16 protein-coding genes and 1 tRNA gene are annotated in these 18,010 nt (G+C 62.4%); 14 read left to right on the forward strand and 3 right to left on the reverse strand.

The window, feature by feature from the left end; all coding sequences use genetic code 11:
* Positions 1-71 precede the first annotated feature (71 nt).
* Positions 72-158: transfer RNA gene (locus ACTJK6_RS01380), tRNA-Leu, on the forward strand.
* A gap of 230 nt (positions 159-388) precedes the next feature.
* Positions 389-793 (forward strand): VOC family protein, encoded by a 405-nt coding sequence (locus ACTJK6_RS01385; RefSeq protein WP_440476570.1) that lies wholly within the window; start codon positions 389-391, stop codon positions 791-793.
* Between the two features lie 137 nt (positions 794-930).
* Here ACTJK6_RS01385 and ACTJK6_RS01390 read toward each other — a convergent pair whose 3' ends face one another.
* Positions 931-1,119, reverse strand: a complete 189-nt coding sequence (locus ACTJK6_RS01390) for a CsbD family protein (RefSeq protein WP_232042898.1) — start codon at positions 1,117-1,119, stop codon at positions 931-933.
* A gap of 220 nt (positions 1,120-1,339) precedes the next feature.
* Positions 1,340-2,659 (reverse strand): MFS transporter, encoded by a 1,320-nt coding sequence (locus ACTJK6_RS01395; RefSeq protein ID WP_343620174.1) that lies wholly within the window; start codon positions 2,657-2,659, stop codon positions 1,340-1,342.
* A gap of 160 nt (positions 2,660-2,819) precedes the next feature.
* Between ACTJK6_RS01395 and cyoA the strand changes: the two genes are divergently transcribed.
* The 5 genes from cyoA (at position 2,820) to ACTJK6_RS01420 (ending at position 7,513) form a co-directional block, all read left to right on the forward strand.
* Positions 2,820-3,872, forward strand: coding sequence for a ubiquinol oxidase subunit II (gene cyoA, locus ACTJK6_RS01400; RefSeq protein WP_316871218.1), 1,053 nt, complete (start codon positions 2,820-2,822; stop codon positions 3,870-3,872).
* Between the two features lie 115 nt (positions 3,873-3,987).
* Positions 3,988-5,991: a cytochrome o ubiquinol oxidase subunit I gene (cyoB, locus tag ACTJK6_RS01405; protein WP_232042895.1), complete on the forward strand. Its 2,004-nt coding sequence runs from the start codon at positions 3,988-3,990 to the stop codon at positions 5,989-5,991.
* Positions 5,984-6,649 carry a cytochrome o ubiquinol oxidase subunit III gene (gene cyoC, locus ACTJK6_RS01410; protein ID WP_232042894.1) on the forward strand — a complete coding sequence of 222 codons (666 nt, stop codon included), beginning with the start codon at positions 5,984-5,986 and terminating at the stop codon, positions 6,647-6,649. Before cyoB ends, cyoC begins: the two co-directional genes overlap by 8 nt.
* The gene (gene cyoD, locus ACTJK6_RS01415) at positions 6,646-7,071 is read left to right on the forward strand and encodes a cytochrome o ubiquinol oxidase subunit IV (protein WP_232042893.1); all 426 of its coding nucleotides are present in this window, start codon (positions 6,646-6,648) and stop codon (positions 7,069-7,071) included. Before cyoC ends, cyoD begins: the two co-directional genes overlap by 4 nt.
* Positions 7,072-7,087: 16 nt before the next feature.
* Positions 7,088-7,513, forward strand: coding sequence for a GNAT family N-acetyltransferase (locus tag ACTJK6_RS01420; protein ID WP_433867425.1), 426 nt, complete (start codon positions 7,088-7,090; stop codon positions 7,511-7,513).
* Between the two features lie 9 nt (positions 7,514-7,522).
* On the opposite strand, the gene ACTJK6_RS01425 is transcribed toward ACTJK6_RS01420, so the two are convergent.
* Positions 7,523-8,419 (reverse strand): LysR family transcriptional regulator, encoded by an 897-nt coding sequence (locus tag ACTJK6_RS01425; RefSeq protein ID WP_440838180.1) that lies wholly within the window; start codon positions 8,417-8,419, stop codon positions 7,523-7,525.
* 117 nt (positions 8,420-8,536) lie between these two features.
* Here ACTJK6_RS01425 and ACTJK6_RS01430 point away from each other — a divergent pair, with 117 nt between their 5' ends.
* From ACTJK6_RS01430 to clpP, 7 genes are all read left to right on the forward strand, one after another.
* Positions 8,537-10,300, forward strand: a complete 1,764-nt coding sequence (locus ACTJK6_RS01430; protein ID WP_343621504.1) for an acyl-CoA dehydrogenase family protein — start codon at positions 8,537-8,539, stop codon at positions 10,298-10,300.
* Positions 10,297-11,484 carry a CaiB/BaiF CoA transferase family protein gene (locus tag ACTJK6_RS01435; protein WP_440838181.1) on the forward strand — a complete coding sequence of 396 codons (1,188 nt, stop codon included), beginning with the start codon at positions 10,297-10,299 and terminating at the stop codon, positions 11,482-11,484. Before ACTJK6_RS01430 ends, ACTJK6_RS01435 begins: the two co-directional genes overlap by 4 nt.
* Positions 11,485-11,564: 80 nt before the next feature.
* On the forward strand, positions 11,565-12,971 hold the full coding sequence (locus ACTJK6_RS01440; protein ID WP_232042888.1) for an MFS transporter: 1,407 nt from the start codon (positions 11,565-11,567) through the stop codon (positions 12,969-12,971).
* A gap of 101 nt (positions 12,972-13,072) precedes the next feature.
* A complete protein-coding gene (locus tag ACTJK6_RS01445; RefSeq protein WP_316871226.1) occupies positions 13,073-13,267 on the forward strand; it encodes a hypothetical protein in 195 nt (64 codons plus the stop codon).
* Positions 13,268-13,559: 292 nt separating this feature from the next.
* The gene (mnmC, locus tag ACTJK6_RS01450) at positions 13,560-15,578 is read left to right on the forward strand and encodes a bifunctional tRNA (5-methylaminomethyl-2-thiouridine)(34)-methyltransferase MnmD/FAD-dependent 5-carboxymethylaminomethyl-2-thiouridine(34) oxidoreductase MnmC (RefSeq protein WP_440838182.1); all 2,019 of its coding nucleotides are present in this window, start codon (positions 13,560-13,562) and stop codon (positions 15,576-15,578) included.
* A gap of 244 nt (positions 15,579-15,822) precedes the next feature.
* Positions 15,823-17,166, forward strand: coding sequence for a trigger factor (tig, locus tag ACTJK6_RS01455; protein ID WP_092970246.1), 1,344 nt, complete (start codon positions 15,823-15,825; stop codon positions 17,164-17,166).
* A 41-nt stretch (positions 17,167-17,207) separates the two neighbouring features.
* Positions 17,208-17,855 (forward strand): ATP-dependent Clp endopeptidase proteolytic subunit ClpP, encoded by a 648-nt coding sequence (gene clpP, locus ACTJK6_RS01460; protein WP_024975598.1) that lies wholly within the window; start codon positions 17,208-17,210, stop codon positions 17,853-17,855.
* Positions 17,856-18,010: the final 155 nt, after the last annotated feature.

Genomic DNA, 18,010 nt, shown 5'->3' on the forward strand with positions numbered 1-18,010 from the left:
CCCGAGCGACTGCGATATAATAGCGGGCTTCCTTTCCGGCGCTCCTACTCAGGGGCGCCGCGATCCATCCGGCGAGGGTGGCGAAATTGGTAGACGCACCAGGTTTAGGTCCTGACGCCAGCAATGGTGTAGGGGTTCGAGTCCCCTCCCTCGCACCAAAATTCCCATTGAAGATCAATGGCTTAGATTTTCAAATTATTGAAAATCCAGCCGTTCTCCCGCATCCGGCTTTCCGGTCGGCTTGCCTGCGCTCAGTCGTCGAGGACGGCGGAGGCTTGCAGACGCCGATGGTTCTCTAGCGATCCGCACCCGTCTGGGAGCACACTTTGCTGAAGGCTCTCAGGTCGCCTGAACCCGGCGCCCACTTGGCATTGTTCGGAGATATTCCATGCTCGAAGACAGCGACGTATCAACTCGGATTCCGGCGCAGGACCTCGCACGCGCACGGCAGTTCTATTCGTCAAAGCTGGGTCTGGAGCCGATTGAAGAGCGGCCCGGTGGCCTACGTTACAAGTGCGGGAATGGCTATTTCACGTTATTTCAGTCGGCCGGAACGGCCTCTGGTGCCCATACGCAAATGGGTTGGGAAGTCCATGACATCGAGGCGACCGTTAGTGAGCTGAAACGGCGAGGCGTCGCCTTTGAGAAATACGACTTCCCCGGCCTCAAGACCGTGAACGGTATTGCACGCATTGAAGGAAATTACCCGTCCAGGGTCGGGGCGGCAGAAAAGGGCGCGTGGTTTCGAGACAGCGAAGGCAATCTTCTGGCCATCGGACAAACTGTCTTTTGAGCGCGACGGCGGCGGTCGCATCGTGCAGTGGCGACATATCTGGTCCGCTGTGCATGGAAAAAAGGGCGACCGGTTGGTCGCCCTTTTTCCGGGTCATGGGCATCCGCGCCAGGAGGCTGCACCCATACGCGCGCCCGTTAGCGGGACTTCTTCGCGATGTCCTTCGCTGCTTCCTTGACGTCTCCCGCATCCTTGCGGGCTTGGCCGCCGGCTTGCTGGAGGTCGCCCTTCAGCTCACGCGCGGGATTGTTCGTCGCTTTGCCCATGGCCTCGTTGACCTTGCCCTTCATCTTCTCGACAGTACCTTTCACTTGGTCCTTGTTCATGATCCGCTCCTTTGAAAATGCGCCCTTGCGCACAGGAACGGAATAGCAGGCAACGTGCCTGCGGACGACCTGATCGGATCGCACGATGGAGCCCTTCCGCGACACGATCGCATGAAATTGAATTGGCGCGAGCACGCTTCAGCCATGGTTTGCCCGCCGCCACACGGCTCTACGCCGAAGCGTAGACATCGAGGTCCGGCGGACTCTATGGGCAACTGCACTACGCATCCGGCGTCCCGAGCGCCTTATTGATCCGCAGCGCTACCAGCGTACCCACCACGCCTGAGAGCAGGTATAGGCTCACCGCACCGAGCCCGAACAGCGACGACAAACCTAGCGCCACGAGCGGCGCGAAGGCCGCACCGAACAGCCATCCAAAATCGGTCGTCAGCGCAGCCCCGGTATAGCGGAATCGGCTTTCGAAGTTGGACGTCACCACGCCGGCTGCCTGTCCGTACGACAGCCCCAGCAGGCCAAAGCCGACCAGAATGAAGATGTCCTGCCCAGCAACACCGCCATCGAGCAGCCAGGGCGCGGCCAGGCTGAAGATGCCGATCAGTACGGCCATGGCCGCCAAGGTGGTGCGTCGGCCGAAACGGTCTGCGATCAGGCCGGAGACCAGCGTACCCACAAACGCAATCGCAGCGCCGATGATCTGGACGGTCAGCACGGCAGGCACAGTCTGTGTCTTGCGCAGCGACACCCATGACAGCGGGAACACGGTGACCAGATGGAATAGCGCGTAGCTTGCCAGCGCGGCGAAGGCGCCCAGGAAGATGTTGAAACCTTGCGCATTCACCATCTGCAGGGTGCTGATGGGCTCCAGCTCTTCTTCCTCAAGCAGTTGCGTGTATTCGTGCGTGACCACCAGCCGCAGCCGCGCAAACAGCGCTACCACGTTGATGGCAAACGCGACATAGAACGGATAACGCCAGCCCCAATCGATAAATTCCTGAAACGTCAGGCTGGTGTAGAGGAACAGGAACAGCGCGCCAGCAATGATGAAGCCGGTGGGTGCGCCCAGTTGTCCGACCATGGCGTACCAGCCGCGCTTGTTTTCCGGCGCATTCAATGCCAGCAGCGATGGCAGACCGTCCCACGAACCGCCAAACGCGATGCCCTGCATGAAGCGGAACAGCGCCAGCAAATAGATTGCCGAGTGGCCGATCGACGCATAGGACGGCAAGAACGCAATGCCCACCGTGGCCGTGCCAAGCAGGAATAACGACGCTGTCAGCTTGGTGCTGCGCCCCCATCGGCGCTGGATGCGCATGAACAGCGCCGTGCCGAAAGGGCGACCGATAAAGGCGAACGAGAAGACCGTGAAGCTGAACAAGAGCCCAGCGAGTTCACTCGCAAACGGAAAATAGACCGTCGGGAACACCAGCACCGACGCGATGCCGTAGACGAAAAAGTCGAAGTACTCCGACGCTCGCCCGATCACGACGCCTATGGCGATCTCTGCCGGAGCAACTTCATGGTGTCCTGGTGCCGGAGGTGCAGTGGGCGACGCGCGATGCTGGTGGGTCAGACTTGCCATCGTGGAGTCTCCATCGAGATTTCGGGGGAGGGGGTGTCGTACGGCGATCAAAAAAAGTCCGTCATCACAAGACCAGAATAGCGCCTAAACTGCAACGACAAGTCGAAAGATCGTTGGGCCATCCCAGCGCGACGTTAACCAAACGCCACTTCCGAGACCCATGCCACGCTTCAATGCAGTAGTGACACCCCTTGGAATTACGGGAAGGTCGCTTTGGCGAGGTGCAGCAATTGCCTTGTTGGTGACCCTTGCTGGTTGTAGCAACGCCGTGCTGTTGTCGCCGGCTGGCGACATGGCGGTGCGACAGCGGGACTTGATCATCATTGCAACGTGCCTGATGTTGCTGATCATCGTGCCCGTGATCTTTCTTACGCTGCTGTTTGCGTGGCGATATCGGGAGAGCGCCGAAAACGCGCCCTACAACCCCGATTGGGACCATTCCACCGTGCTGGAGCTGGCCATCTGGGCTGCGCCGCTGCTCATCATCATCACGCTGGGCGCCATCACCTGGGTCAGCACCCATCAGCTGGATCCGTATCGGCCGCTGACGCGGCTTGATCAGAATCGCCCGGTGCCTGCCGAGACCAAGCCACTCACCGTGGAAGTGGTGGCGATGGACTGGAAATGGCTGTTCGTCTATCCCGAGCAAGGCATTGCGACTGTCAACGAGTTGGCCGCTCCTGTTGACCGCCCGATTTCGTTCCGTATCACGGCGACCACGGTCATGAACGCGTTCTTCGTGCCGTCGCTGGCAGGCATGGTCTATGCGATGCCGGGCATGGAAACCAAGCTTCATGCGGTGATCAACCGGCCCGGCGTTTATGACGGGTTCTCGTCCAACTACAGCGGCGCGGGCTTCTCGCACATGCGGTTCAAATTCCATGGTCTGTCGAACGAAGAGTTTGACCGGTGGGTCCAGCAGGTCAAGTCGTCTGGCACGGCGCTGTCCAAGGACACCTATCTGAAGCTGGCCACGCCCAGCGAGAGCGAACCGGTGCAGCGTTACGCCAGCGTGGCGCCAGACCTGTATGACCGCATCCTGAACCGGTGTGTGGATGGCCAGGCATGCCTGGCGGACACCATGGCGAGCAACCGCAACGTCAGGCGCTTCGACCCTACGGCGGAAATCTGTACCGCCAGCAATACGGCCGATGCCATGCCGATGTTTGCGCCAGATGCCGCCATCAACGACGGTCGCAGGCTGTTGCGGTAGCCGAGGGCCTTGCGTCGTTCCGGCCCTTTCCGCTTTTCAGCTCTTTCAGTCCCTTTGACGTTTTTCGCCAACATTGATCGGCCAGAATTGGTCAATACAGGCACAGGTGACATCCATGCCCGAGCGTTCCGAACTCGCCAACATGATCTTTGGCCGCCTGACGTGGGAGGCCATTCCGTATCACGAGCCCATCCTGCTCGCTACCTTCGCGGTCGTCGCGCTTGGCGGCCTTGTGGTGGTCGGGGCGCTGACGTACTTCCGGCTCTGGGGCTACCTCTGGCGTGAGTGGTTCACGAGCATCGACCACAAGAAGATCGGCATCATGTATGTCGTGCTCGGCATCGTGATGCTGCTGCGCGGCTTTGCCGATGCTGTCATGATGCGCATCCAGCAGGCGGTGGCCTTTGGCGACAACCTTGGCTACTTGCCGCCGCATCACTACGACCAGATCTTCACCGCACACGGCGTGATCATGATCTTCTTCGTCGCCATGCCGCTGGTGACGGGGCTGATGAACTTCGTCATGCCGCTGCAGATTGGCGCGCGCGACGTGGCGTTCCCGTTCCTCAACAACTTCAGCTTCTGGATGACCACGGGCGGCGCCGTCCTGGTGATGATGTCGTTGTTCGTGGGCGAATTCGCGCGCACCGGCTGGCTGGCCTATCCGCCGCTATCGGGCATCCTTGCAAGCCCGGATGTGGGCGTCGATTACTACATATGGGCGTTGCAGATAGCGGGGGTCGGTACCGTGCTATCGGGCATCAATCTGCTGGTGACCATCGTCAAGATGCGCGCGCCGGGCATGACGCTGATGCGCATGCCGATCTTCACGTGGACGGCACTGTGCACCAACGCGCTCATCGTTGCAGCGTTTCCGGTGCTGACGGCCGCCGTGACACTGCTCGCCTTGGACCGCTACGTCGGCACCCATTTCTTTACGGTCGAGCAGGGCGGCAGCGCGATGATGTATGTGAACCTGATCTGGATCTGGGGCCATCCCGAGGTCTACATCCTGGTGCTGCCGGCGTTCGGCATCTTCTCGGAAGTGGTCGCCACGTTCTGCCGCAAGCGCCTGTTCGGCTACGCGTCAATGGTCTACGCAACGGTCGTGATCACCGTGCTGTCTTACCTGGTGTGGCTCCATCACTTCTTCACCATGGGGTCTGGCGCCAGCGTCAACTCGTTCTTCGGGATCACTACGATGATCATCTCGATCCCGACGGGCGCCAAGATCTTCAACTGGCTGTTCACGATGTACCACGGCAAGATCCGCTTCGAGCCGCCGATGCTATGGACGATCGGGTTCATGGTCACGTTCGTGGTGGGCGGCATGACCGGCGTGCTGCTGGCGGTGCCGCCGGCAGACTTCTCGCTGCACAACAGCCTGTTCCTGATCGCACACTTCCACAACGTGATCATTGGGGGCGTGCTCTTCGGCCTCATGGCAGGCATCACCTACTGGTTCCCCAAAGCGTTTGGGTACCGCCTCGTATCGTCGTGGGGCAAGGCTTCGTTCTGGTTCTGGTTTGTCGGCTTCTACTTTGCGTTCATGCCGCTGTACTGGCTGGGCATGCTTGGGGTGACACGCCGCATGAACCATTTCGATGATCCGTCCTTGCAAATCTGGTTCCAGATCGCCGCGTTTGGTGCGCTGCTGATCGCCATCGGCATCGCCTGCTTCCTGATCCAGCTCGTGGTCAGCTTCCGGCGCCGCGAGGAACTGCGCGATACGACAGGCGACCCGTGGAACGGCCGCACGCTGGAATGGTCAACGTCGTCGCCGCCGCCGCAGTACAACTTCGCATTCACGCCGCTCGTCCATGACGCCGATGCCTGGTGGCAAATGAAGCAGTACGGCTACCGGCGTCCGCAGGAGGGCTTCAAGCCGATTCACATGCCCAAGGGCACCGCTGCCGGCATCGTGCTCGCAGGGCTCTCGACGGTGTGTGGCTTTGCGCTGATCTGGCATATCTGGTGGCTTGCCATCGTGTCGTTCGCGGCCACGATCGTCTCGGCAATCATTCACACCTTCAACTACAAGCGCGATTACTACATTCCGGCCGAAGATGTGGTCCGGACCGAAGCATCGCGCACCCAACTGATGGCAGGCCATGGCTGAAACGACCACATCCCTGCATGTGACCGGCCCCACGGGTACCACCACGGTGGATGACGTACCGCCGGGCGGGTATCAGTTCCACGTCACCGAAGAACCTCACGTGCCAAACGGCACGCTCCTCGGGTTCTGGCTGTACCTGATGAGCGATTGCCTGATCTTCGCGTGCCTGTTTGCCGCTTACGGCGTGCTGGGCCGCGAGTACGCAGGCGGGCCCACCGGGGCGGAACTCTTCGAGCTGCCGCTGGTGGCGCTCAACACATCGTTCCTGTTGCTGTCGTCCATTACCTATGGCTTTGCGATGCTGCAGATGCAGCAGAACAAGGTCTCGGCCATGCAGATCTGGCTGGCCATCACGTGGGTCTTCGGCGCTGCGTTTCTTGCGGTGGAGCTTTACGAATTCGCGCACCTGATACACGAGGGCGCGGGGCCGACGCGCAGCGCGTTCCTGACCTCGTTCTTCTCGCTGGTCGGCACGCACGGGCTGCACGTGACGTTTGGCCTGATCTGGCTGATCGTGCTGATGCTGCAAGTGTCGAGGCACGGGCTGATCACAGCCAACAAGCGCCGGCTGATGTGCCTATCGATGTTCTGGCACTTTCTGGACGTTGTCTGGATCGGCGTCTTTACCTTCGTCTACCTGATGGGAACGCTGCCATGAGCGCGCAAGATCAAACGATGAACGGACACGGTGGTGCCCACGATGCGCATCATCACGAAGAAGAGATCGGACCGCACGCCACGCTGGGCGGCTACCTGACAGGTTTCGTGCTGTCTGTCTTCCTGACGGCGATTCCGTTCTGGCTGGTGATGGCGAATGTGTTCGACAGATCGTCGACCACGGCGGTGGCGATCCTGCTCATCGGCGCGGTACAGATCGTGGTGCACATGATTTATTTCCTGCACATGAACGCCAAGTCCGAAGGCGGCTGGAACATGCTGTCGCTGATGTTCACGCTCGTGCTGGTGGTCATTACGCTCAGCGGTTCGCTGTGGGTGATGTACCACCTGAATACAAACATGATGCCGCACATGCGGCCGGCGCAGACGACACCCGCCGTCCTGCCGGCCCGGACGCAATAGAGGCAATAAGGTTTGCATGCAGGCTCCGGAAATCATCGTCACCGACGCGGCGGATGACGAATCGATCCAGATCATCGGCAACGGGCTGAACCACTTCAACGATCAGCACGTCGGCTACGGCGATCGCCGACCGTTGGCAGTCCTGGTCCGCGATCCTCAGAGCGGCGAGGTGGTCGGTGGCGCGAGCGGGCGGACGTCGTTGGGGATGTTGTTTCTGGATCTGTTCCATCTGCCCGAGACGTTGCGCGGCATTGGCATCGGCACCGAGGTGTTGCGCAGGTTCGAAGAAGAAGGGCGCCGACGGGGCTGTCGCTCGGCAGTGCTTTATACGATCAGCTTTCAGGCGCCGGAGTTTTACGAACGCAACGGCTGGGTGCGGTTTGGAGAGGTCCCTTGCGATCCGCCCGGTACGAGCCGGATCTTCCTCAGCAAAATGCTGTGAGTTGAGCCTTCAAGGTTTCACGTTCTCGTGCGCAGCGGCTTCTAGGTACTCGAGAAAGCGGCTTGCTACCGGCTCTGCATCGCCGGTGCGTCGTAATGACAGCACGGGCGATTCTTTTTTGCCACCGGCCAGCGGCACGAAGCTCACGCGCGCATCGCCAGCGTGTTGCAGCGTCTTGGGCACCAACGCCACGCCCATGCCGAACCCCACCATCGTCACCACGGTTTGCCAAAGCCGTGCCTCGTGGCGGATCACCGGGCTGAACCCCGCATCCACGCACAGCGCGATGATCAGGTCGTGATAGTGCGGTGACACCGTGCGTGGGAAGAGGATGAACGGCTCTTGTGCGAGCGCATCCAGCCCCAGGCTCTTGCGGCGCGCCAGCGCGTGGCCGGCGGGCAGGCAGGCGACGAAGGGCTCCGAGAAGATCGGCGTGGAAACGACGTCGGCGGGAAACGTACCCCAGTATGCGCAGCCCAGGTCGAGCTGCTGACGCTGGATGGCCTGGACCTGCTCACCGGTGTTCATTTCGCGCAGGATGATTTCCACGGCGGGGTGATCGGCCTCGAAGCGCTCCACCGCGCGCGGCAGGCCGCGATACAGCATCGAATTGACGAAGGCGACGCGCAGCCGGCCCGCCAGCCCGTGCGCAGAGCGCTGCGTGATGCGCTCGACCTCTGCCGCTTGCTGCAACAGCTTGCGAGCCTCGTCCAACAACACCTGACCGGCGTTGGTAAGCGCCACGCTCTTGTTGGTGCGCGCGAGCAATTGCACGCCCAGCTGGTCTTCGAATTTGCGGATGTCGAAACTCAGCGCCGGCTGGGAGATGAACAGCCGTTGTGCCGCACGCCCGAAGTGCAGTTCTTCCGCCACGGCAACGAAATAGCGCAGTTGCTTCAAGTCCATTACGGGCGTGATCGTCGATAAGGGATTCTTATCGTACAGGACAAAACCTGTATTGGACGATTATCGATAGCGTTTCTATGCTGGCCGGACAAAACAGGAGACAGCGAGGCCACCCGCATGAACGATATCGCCCGCGAGCCGCTTACGACCCAGTCCGGCGGCCACCAGAACATCCCCGACAGCCGGGGCATCAATTTCTTCCACGTCGATCCTGACCTCGGGCGCCTCTTGCGGCTGTACCTGGGCGACGCCCGATACCGCGAGCTGGAGCCCCAGCTCAAGTCGCTCGGCCAGCGCGCCTCGGACGAACTCGACGCCTGGGCCCTCAGCGCCGATCACAACCCGCCCCAGCTACGCCACCGCACCCGTCGCGGCGAGCCCGTGCAGAGCATCGACAAGCACCCCGATTACGTTGCGCTGGAGCGCGTGGCCTATGCCGAGCTAGGTCTCGCATCCATGAGCCATGTCGGCAACGCACCGCCGCCGCTGGTCAAATACGCGCTCACCTATCTGTTCGTGCAGGCGGAGTTCGGCTTGTGCTGCCCGGTCAGCATGACGGATTCGCTCACGCGCACGCTGCGCAAGTTTGGCGATCCTGCAGTCGTGGCGCGCTACCTGCCGATGCTGGCTTCGCGCGACTTTGATGTGCTGTACCAGGGCGCGATGTTCATGACCGAGCAGGCGGCCGGGTCGGACGTCGCCCGAATCGCCACGCGCGCCGCCTTGGAAACCGCGCCCGACGGCACGCAAACGTGGCGGCTGTACGGTGACAAATGGTTCTGCTCCAACGCCGACGCCGATCTCGCCATGGTGCTCGCCCGACCGGACGGTGCGCCATCCGGCATCAACGGTCTGGCGCTGTTCCTGTTGCCCAAGACGCTGCCAGACGGCTCGCGCAACCACTACCGCATCGTCCGCCTGAAAGACAAACTGGGCACCCGTTCGATGGCCAGCGGCGAGATCGTGCTCGAGGGCGCCGCCGCATACCTGATCGGCGAGATCGGCCGAGGCTTCCACCAGATGGCCGACATGATCAACATGTCGCGGCTGTCGAACGGCGTGCGCGCTGCCGGCCTGATGCGCCGCGCCACGACCGAAGCGTTGCACATCGCGCGCAACCGCGAAGCCTTCGGCCGCAAGCTGATCGACATGCCATTGATGCAGCGCCAGCTTCTGAAGATGTTGCTGCCGACAGAGCAGGCGCGCTCGATGTTCATGCAGATCGCGCAACGGCTGCCGCTGGCAGATGCAGGTGATGCGCAGGCCGCCAAATGCGTGCGCATCCTGACGCCGCTCATCAAGTTCCGCGCTTGCCGCGACGCGCGCCGCGTAACCGGAGACGCGATGGAAGTACGCGGTGGTACCGGCTACATCGAAGAGTGGAGCGATGCGCGCCTCGTGCGTGACGCACATCTGGGCTCCATCTGGGAGGGTACGAGCAACATCGTCGCGCTTGACATTGCACGCGCTGTGAAGCGCGAAGGCGCGTTGGAGCCGTTGCGCGCCTATCTCATCGGCATGCTCGATGGCGTCACGCTGCCGCCGCAGAGCGATGCGTTGCTGCGCGCCACGCTCGACCGCGTATGCGGTGCAATTGCCAAGGTGGCTGAAGACGGCAGCGACGAACTGGTGCGTCAGGCCGGCTCTGCGCTGTATCACATCACCACGGCCATCTTCATGGCGGTGGAAGGCGTGCGTCTGGCGCCGGACCATCGCCGGCTGGCGCTTGCGCATCTGGTGCTGCGTCACAAGCTGCTGCCGGTCGATCCGCTGGCCTTGCCCGAGAACGATGATGCGCTGCTGTGTGATGCGCTCGTCAAACAGCGCGAGGTGTCATTTGCCCTGGCCATGCAGGCGTTGCCGACCGGAGACGTGCAATGAGCACAATCCACGGCGCATTGCACGGCCTGAAGGTCATCGACCTGAGCCGCGTGCTCGGCGGTCCGTATTGCACGCAGGCACTCGCCGATCACGGCGCGCAGGTCATCAAGCTGGAGCCGCCCGTTGGCGATGAAACCCGCACCTGGGGCCCGCCGTTCGACGAGAGCGATACCGCCTGGTACTTCAACGGCGTCAACCGCAACAAGCTCGGTATCTCGGTCGACCTGTCGAACGAAGAGGGCCGCGCCGTGCTCTGGCAATTGCTGGAAGACGCCGATGTGCTGGTCGAAAATTTCAAGCCTGGCACGCTCGCCCGCTGGGGCATGGATTTCGAGCGCGACCTGCAACCGCGCTTTCCGCGCTTGATCCACTGCGCCGTTTCCGGCTTTGGCCCTGACGGCCCGCTCGGTGGGTTGCCCGGCTACGACGCCGCCGTCCAGGCCATGGCTGGCCTGATGAGCGTCAATGGCGAGCGCGATGGCGGCCCGATGCGCGTCGGCCTGCCGATCGTCGATATGGTGACGGGGCTCAACGCGCTCGCCGGCATCCTGCTGGCGCTGGCCGAGCGCGAGAAGAGCGGGCGCGGGCAATCGATCGATATTGCGCTGTACGACTGCGGTGTGTCGCTGCTGCATCCGCATCTGCCCAACTACTTTGGCTCGGGCAAGGTGCCGCAGCGCAGCGGCAATGCGCACCCGAACATTGCCCCGTACGACAGCTACCAGACCGGCACCGCGCCGATTTTTCTGGCGGTGGGCAACGATCGCCAGTTCGCCAAGCTGTGCGCGCATATCGGCGCGCCGGAATTGGCGCACGACGCGCGCTTCGCAGACAACCGCAGCCGCTGCGCGCATCGCCCGGAGCTGAAGCACGCGCTGGAAGCGCAACTGGCACGCTTCGACTGCGAGACGCTTGCACAAGACCTGATCCATGGCGGCGTACCGTGCGGGCCCGTGTTGAGCGTCGATGTGGTGGCGCGCCATCCGCATACGCTGCACCGGCAGATGGTGGTCGAACTGGGCGAGTACCGCGGGACCGGTTCGCCGATCAAGCTGTCGCGCACGCCGGCCACGTATCGCAACGCGCCGCCTGCGCTCGGCGCCGATACCGATGCCGTGCTGGCTTCGCTGGGCATTGACGCAGACACCCGGCAGCGCTTGTTTCAGGCTGGCGTTCTGAAATGAAGTAACCCAGGTTCACCACAACAAGGCAGACAGCCCAGCAGAGGCTTCGCCAAACCGGCAGTACCACCAAGGAGACCAACATGCCCCATCAGCCTGCGCCCCAGACCGACGCAGCCGCAAATCTGCAGCCGCGCCGTGCCGCGGTGGCCGCATTCATCGGCACCACCATCGAGTGGTACGACTTCTACATCTACGGCCTTGCCGCTGCGCTTGTCTTCGGCAAGGTGTTCTTCTCCAAGACGCTTGACCCGGGCATCGCCACGCTGCTGTCGTTCGTCACGTTGTGGGCGGGCTTTGCGGCGCGGCCCATCGGCGGGATCATCTTTGGCCATCTGGGCGACAAGATTGGCCGTAAGACCACACTCATCATCACGCTCATCCTGATGGGCGTGGCGACGATGGGCATTGGCCTGCTTCCGGGCTATGCGCAGATCGGCATGTGGGCGCCGGTGGGCTTGGTGGTGCTGCGCGTGATCCAGGGCGTGGCCGTAGGCGGCGAGTGGGGCGGTGCAGTGCTGATCGCCAGCGAAAGCGCACCCAAGCGCAAGAGCATTCTGTACTCGGCATTTGCGCAGCAGGGTTCGCCCACGGGCAATCTGCTTGCAACGCTGGTGTTCTTTGCGCTGAGCGCATTGCCGACACCGCAGTTCATGCTGTGGGGCTGGCGCGTGCCCTTCTTGCTGTCGGCGCTGCTGGTGATTGTCGGCATGGTCATCCGCCTGAAGCTGGAAGAGTCGGATGACATGAAGCGCGTGCTGGCACAGAAGAAGACCGTCAAACTGCCACTCAAAGATGTGGTGCGTGACCATTGGGGCCTCGTGCTGCTGGGTGCTGGCACGCTGCCGCTCATTCACGTGACGTACCTGAAGAGCAATTTCGCGCTCGCGTGGGCCACGAAGGAGCTCGGCTACGCGCAGGACACCTTCCTCGGCATCATCGCGATTGCGTTGGTGGTGCAGTTCATCACGCAGCCAATCGGTGCATGGCTGGTTTCGCGCATGGACATGCGTCGTGCGATCTGCCTGATGGTGCTGCCGGAATTCCTGCTCATGCCGGTGATGTTCTTTGCCATCGAGACCAAGGTGTATTGGATTGCGTTGCTCGGCATGTGCCTGGCAACGATTCCGCATTCGATGTTCTACGGTGCCATCGGCGGCATTCTGGCGCGCGTGTTCCCGACGCGCATTCGCTACACGGGACTGTCGCTGGCGTACCAGCTGTGTTCGCTTGTGGTGGGGGGCGGCACGCCCGTGTTTGCGCAGTGGATGCTCAACAGCAGCGGCAATATCGTGGGCGTGGCGGTGTCCTCGGCGCTGTATGCGCTGGTGTCGCTGGCGTGCACGCTGGTACTGCTCAACCGCACGGGCTATCGCGCAGACGAGCTGTCCACCGCCGAACGCGCAGATGCAATGGACCTCGGCCAAGGCGATGCCGAGGTCGCTCGACCCCTCGACGGCCCCGTGCGCAAGCCGCTGCCTGCCGTTTGAGTAATGGCTGGCACCGTGTCCTACACGAAACGTGCGGTGGCAGACCAGCCGGGCGTTCCCTACGATGGCAAGGCAAGCCATACGAAACGGGGAAGCGTGCCATGTCCATTTTTGACGAGAACGAGCATCGCGAGGCCTTCTGGGAAACCGTGCGCCAGGCCATTGAAGCGCGCCGCCAAGCCGATGAGGCCCGTCGCGCTGGGAGGTTGACTGGGCTGGCAATCGGCCTGTCTGTGGCCGCGCTGGCGGTTGCGTTCATGGCTTGGCAGCGCCGGTCCCCGGACGATCGGGTCTAGCGCCATCTTGCTGCTCCTCGCCAATTCCTAGCGCACCCTTCTGGATTGGCATTTATCGGACCCGGCAGAGGTATTGTCCGACGCCCTCATGTATGGACTGGCAGCGCTGAAGAGACCGGCTTGGGGGCACACCGTACGCTTATCCGGCCGCGATAACCAAGCATCCAATGATCGTGCAGCCGGTGAGTCTGGCCGACCCGGCCTCCGGGGAAAGACGGTAGGCAGACTGCTTCAGATCAAGGCGCAAGGGAAGGGCGGCGTTACAATTCGCCGCTTCTTTCTAAGGTGTTTCGTGCCACGCGGCCTCGTTCTCGCCACGCCTCAGCTCACGTCGGACGGCACGCCGTTCTCCGCAGAGTACGACGACGTCTATCACAGCTCCGAAGGCGGTTTGGCGCAGGCGCAGCACGTCTTCCTGGGCGGCAACCGCTTGCCGGCTGCATGGCAGGGCAAGCGCACCTTCACCATCGTCGAAACCGGCTTCGGCCAGGGCCTGAATTTCCTGGCCACGTGGGCTGCATGGCGCGACGATCCGCAGCGTTGCGCGCGGCTCGATTTCGTCTCGATCGAGAAGCATCCGTTCGATCGCGCAGGCTTGTCGACCGTGCATCCGAAAAGCGGTACGCTGGCCCCGCTGGCCGAGATGCTCCGCCAATCATGGCCGGTGCCGGTGCCCGGTGTGCATCGCCTGGAGTTCGACAGCGGTCGCGTCACCCTCACGCTGCTGTTCGGTGATGCGATGGAGACGCTGCCACAGCTGTCGTGCGCCGCCGACGCGTTCTATCTCGACGGCTTCTCACCAGCCAAGAATCCTGACCTGTGGCAGCCGCGCGTGTTCAAGCAGCTCGCGCGGGTCGCTCGTGCCGGCGCGACATTAGCCACGTACACCGCCGCAGGATTCGTGCGACGCGGCCTGCAGGAGGCTGGCTTCGAGGCGCACAAGGCGCCCGGTTTCGGCTCCAAGCGCGACATGACGGTCGCGCAGTTCCCAACCCATTGGCGCACCAGGCGCGGACCGGCTGAAGCGCCCGCCTGGAGCCAGCATCACGCCATCGTGCTCGGCGCGGGGCTTGCAGGCTGCTCTGTTGCGGAGCGGCTCGCATCGCGCGGCTGGCGCATCACCCTCATCGACGCAAACGACGGCCCCGCGCTAGGCACGTCGGCGCATCGCGCAGCGGCCATGCATCCGCATGTGTCCATCGACGACAGCGTGCTTTCGCGCCTTTCGCGCACCGGCAACCTGCTCGCACGCCGCCATTGGGACGCACTCGATCGCGCCGGCTTCGCCACAGGTTTCCAACCTACCGGCGTGCTCCAACTCGCCGAACATGCCGACGACGCTATCGAGCAGCAACGCATCGTGCAAGCGCTCGGCTATCCGACGGATTACATCGATTGGCTCGACGTGAACGAAGCCGCCCGACGTGTCGGCGCCAGCGTGCCGCAGGGCGGCTGGTGGTTTGCGCAAGCCGGCTGGGTTGCGCCGCCTGATGTTTGTCGCGCCAATCTGGCCGCTGCTGGCGCCGCAGTTGATGCGCGCTGGAATACGCACGTCGAATCGCTGCGCCAAGACGGCGATCAATGGCATGCGCTGGATTCGCAAGGCGATGTGATTGCGAGTGCGCCGGTCGTCGTTCTCGCCAACAGTCTGGGTGCCGCACGCCTGGCTCCGCTGACATCTGCGTCGCTCAAGCCGGTGCGCGGTCAACTCACTGATGTGCCCACCAGCAGCTTGGAGCCGGGTGCTGCCTGGCCGAAGGCCGTCGTTTGCGGCGATGGCTACCTGCTGCCCGCCGAAGCGGGGGCAAGGACGGTACGTACAGGCTCGTCGTTCCAGCCGGGCGAATCCGATCTGGCCGAGCGCGTCGCTGATCACGCGGCTAACCTCGATCGGCTTGGTCGATTGCAGCCAAAGCAATCGGGCGCGCTGGCGAAGCTGAATCCTGCAGAACTGCATGGATATGTTGGTGTGCGGTGCGTCTCCGCCAACCGGTTGCCGTTGATCGGTCCGCTGGTGGATGAGGCGGCGGCCAGGGCGCCCGGCTTTCGCTTGCGCGGCCCGCATGCGCAACTGCCTCGGCTTACCGGGCTGTATGCCGCCCTTGCGTACGGTTCGCGCGGGCTCACATGGTCTGTGCTGGGCGCTGAGTTGCTGGCTGCCCAGATCGACGGCGGTCCGCTGCCGCTGGAATCCGATCTGGCCGCAGCGCTTGATCCGGGCCGTTTTATCTTGCGAGCATTGCAGCATGGACGCTCGCAAGGGCAGAGCGCTGCACCCACCCAAAACGAAGCTGCGCAACTGCTGGACTAGCTCCCCGTTTGGAGGGTTTTCCAAGCATTCCGAGCCAAAAAATCAGGGCCGCCGAACGTTCCATGCCATAATATGCGTTTTGCGTTTGCCAGCCTGAACGCGCCCGTTGTGCCGTGCATTGTGCTTTGAAGCGGCCCTCGCGCCGCATTCCTGCAAGCCCGGCAAGACCAAGAACTTTGAACCACGGCTGCTGCTGGCGCTGCGCCGTTCGACGCAACCATCTTCTGAATCTGGAATTACGACCATGTCGACTATCGAAAACCTCGGCAAGCTTGATCGCAAAGTGACCCTGGCTGTCCCGAAGGCCGAAGTGGAGCAAGAGAAGCAAAGCCGTCTGGCGCGTCTGTCCAAGACCGTCAAGATGTCCGGCTTCCGCCCGGGCAAGGTCCCGATGAAGATGGTCGAGAAGCAATACGGCCAACAGGTCGAATTCGAAGTCCGCTACGACAAGGCTGCCCGTCAGTTCTTCGACATCACCAACGAGCAGGGCGTGAAGGTTGCCGGCCAACCGCGCTTTGAGCTGAAGACCGAAGGCGTGGCCGATGACCAAGTCGCGTTCGACGCTACCTTCGAGGTGTATCCGGAAGTCAAGCTCGGCGATCTGGCCGGCGCAGAACTGACCCGCACCAAGACCGAAATCACCGATGCCGAGATCGACAAGACGCTCGACATCCTGCGCAAGCAACGCGTGCACTACCACCCACGCGGCGAAGCCGGCGAGCACGGCGACGGCGGTGCAGCGGTTGCACAGGATGGCGACCGCGTAACGGTCGATTTCGTGGGTACGATCGACGGCGTGGAATTTGCCGGCGGCAAGGCTGAAGGTTTCAGCTTCGTGCTGGGCGAAGGCCGCATGCTGCCCGAGTTCGAACAAGCCACGCTGGGCCTGAAGCAAGGCGAGTCGAAGAAATTCCCGCTGGCATTCCCCGAGGACTACCACGGCAAGGACGTCGCCGGTAAGACGGCTGAGTTCACCGTTACGCTCAAGCAAGTCGAGTGGGCACACCTGCCGGAAGTCAACGAAGCCTTCGCGCAATCGCTGGGCATCGCCGACGGCAACCTCGACAAGATGCGCGCCGACATCCGCGAAAACCTCGAGCGTGAAGTCAAGCGCCGCACGCACGCGCTGCTCAAGGACCAAGTCATGGAAGCGCTGCTGAAGGTGGCAGAGCTGGACGTACCGAAGTCGCTGGTCGAGCAGGATCAGGAACGCCTGGTGGAAATGGCCCGCCGTGACCTCGAATCGCGTGGCATGCCGAACGCCAAGAACATGCCGATCCCGGCCGAGATGTTCACGCAGCAAGCCGAGCGTCGCGTGAAGCTGGGCCTGGTGCTGGCAGAAGTCGTGAAGGCCAATGGCCTGGAAGCCAAGCCGGAGCAGATCAAGGCCGAGATCGAAGAGTTCGCCAAGAGCTACGAAGATCCGAAGGAAGTCATCCGCTGGTACTACGGCGACCAACAGCGCCTGGCCGAGATGGAAGCCTACGTGCTCGAAAACAACGTGGTAAATTTTGTGTGCGACAAGGCCAAGGTTACTGACAAGGCTGTGTCGTTCGAAGAGCTGACCGCCACGCCGGCGCAAGGCTGATTCGATCGATAGAGTTTCCGAAATAAGCACCGGAGAACCGCATGATCCGCAATGAACTGATCGACCAACTTGCCCGTACCCAGGCTTCCGCGCTCGAAACGCAGGGGCTTGGTCTGGTGCCGATGGTGGTCGAACAGTCTGGCCGCGGCGAGCGCGCCTACGACATCTACTCGCGCCTGCTCAAGGAGCGAGTGATCTTCATGGTGGGCGAGGTCAACGACCAGACTGCCAACCTCGTGGTGGCACAGTTGCTGTTCCTGGAAAGCGAGAATCCGGACAAGGACATCTCGCTGTACATCAACTCGCCGGGCGGTTCGGTATCGTCCGGTCTGGCAATGTACGACACGATGCAGTTCATCAAGCCGGATGTGTCCACGCTTTGCATGGGTATGGCGGCCAGCATGGGCGCATTCCTGCTGGCGGCCGGCGCGAAGGGCAAGCGCTTGGCCTTGCCGAACTCGCGCATCATGATTCACCAGCCGCTGGGCGGTGCACGTGGCCAGGCCTCGGACATTGAGATCCAGGCGCGCGAGATTCTGTACTTGCGTGAGCGCCTGAACACTGTGCTTTCGGAAGCGACCGGTCAACCAGTCGACAAGATCGCGCGCGACACGGATCGTGACAATTTCATGAGCAGCGAACAGGCCAAGGAATATGGCCTGATTGACCAGGTCATCGCAAAGCGCTGAAGTGTCACAGTCATGCGTCGATGTGCGCGGTAGGCGGTATTGCCGGTGCGTTCCACGGCACACCGGTTAACCGCGTCAAACATGTCAAGCGGTGTCAAAAACGAGGCCTCGCGCCTCGTTTTTGCTTTGAACAACACCTGCGGATCGTCGCCAGA

The organism is Ralstonia sp. 22086, assembly GCF_052045975.1.
In the GTDB taxonomy this organism is placed as follows: Bacteria; Pseudomonadota; Gammaproteobacteria; order Burkholderiales; family Burkholderiaceae; genus Ralstonia; species Ralstonia wenshanensis.

Excerpts from the sequence above, each read along its gene's own strand:
- ACTJK6_RS01390 (WP_232042898.1), bottom strand. The coding sequence starts at position 1,119 with ATGAACAAGGACCAAGTGAAAGGTACTGTCGAGAAGATGAAGGGCAAG.
- ACTJK6_RS01385 (WP_440476570.1), top strand. The coding sequence starts at position 389 with ATGCTCGAAGACAGCGACGTATCAACTCGGATTCCGGCGCAGGACCTC.
- cyoA (WP_316871218.1), top strand. The coding sequence starts at position 2,820 with ATGCCACGCTTCAATGCAGTAGTGACACCCCTTGGAATTACGGGAAGG.
- ACTJK6_RS01435 (WP_440838181.1), top strand. The coding sequence starts at position 10,297 with ATGAGCACAATCCACGGCGCATTGCACGGCCTGAAGGTCATCGACCTG.
- ACTJK6_RS01420 (WP_433867425.1), top strand. The coding sequence starts at position 7,088 with ATGCAGGCTCCGGAAATCATCGTCACCGACGCGGCGGATGACGAATCG.
- ACTJK6_RS01440 (WP_232042888.1), top strand. The coding sequence starts at position 11,565 with ATGCCCCATCAGCCTGCGCCCCAGACCGACGCAGCCGCAAATCTGCAG.
- tig (WP_092970246.1), top strand. The coding sequence starts at position 15,823 with ATGTCGACTATCGAAAACCTCGGCAAGCTTGATCGCAAAGTGACCCTG.
- ACTJK6_RS01430 (WP_343621504.1), top strand. The coding sequence starts at position 8,537 with ATGAACGATATCGCCCGCGAGCCGCTTACGACCCAGTCCGGCGGCCAC.
- cyoB (WP_232042895.1), top strand. The coding sequence starts at position 3,988 with ATGCCCGAGCGTTCCGAACTCGCCAACATGATCTTTGGCCGCCTGACG.
- cyoC (WP_232042894.1), top strand. The coding sequence starts at position 5,984 with ATGGCTGAAACGACCACATCCCTGCATGTGACCGGCCCCACGGGTACC.
- ACTJK6_RS01395 (WP_343620174.1), bottom strand. The coding sequence starts at position 2,659 with ATGGCAAGTCTGACCCACCAGCATCGCGCGTCGCCCACTGCACCTCCG.
- cyoD (WP_232042893.1), top strand. The coding sequence starts at position 6,646 with ATGAGCGCGCAAGATCAAACGATGAACGGACACGGTGGTGCCCACGAT.
- clpP (WP_024975598.1), top strand. The coding sequence starts at position 17,208 with ATGATCCGCAATGAACTGATCGACCAACTTGCCCGTACCCAGGCTTCC.
- ACTJK6_RS01425 (WP_440838180.1), bottom strand. The coding sequence starts at position 8,419 with ATGGACTTGAAGCAACTGCGCTATTTCGTTGCCGTGGCGGAAGAACTG.
- ACTJK6_RS01445 (WP_316871226.1), top strand. The coding sequence starts at position 13,073 with ATGTCCATTTTTGACGAGAACGAGCATCGCGAGGCCTTCTGGGAAACC.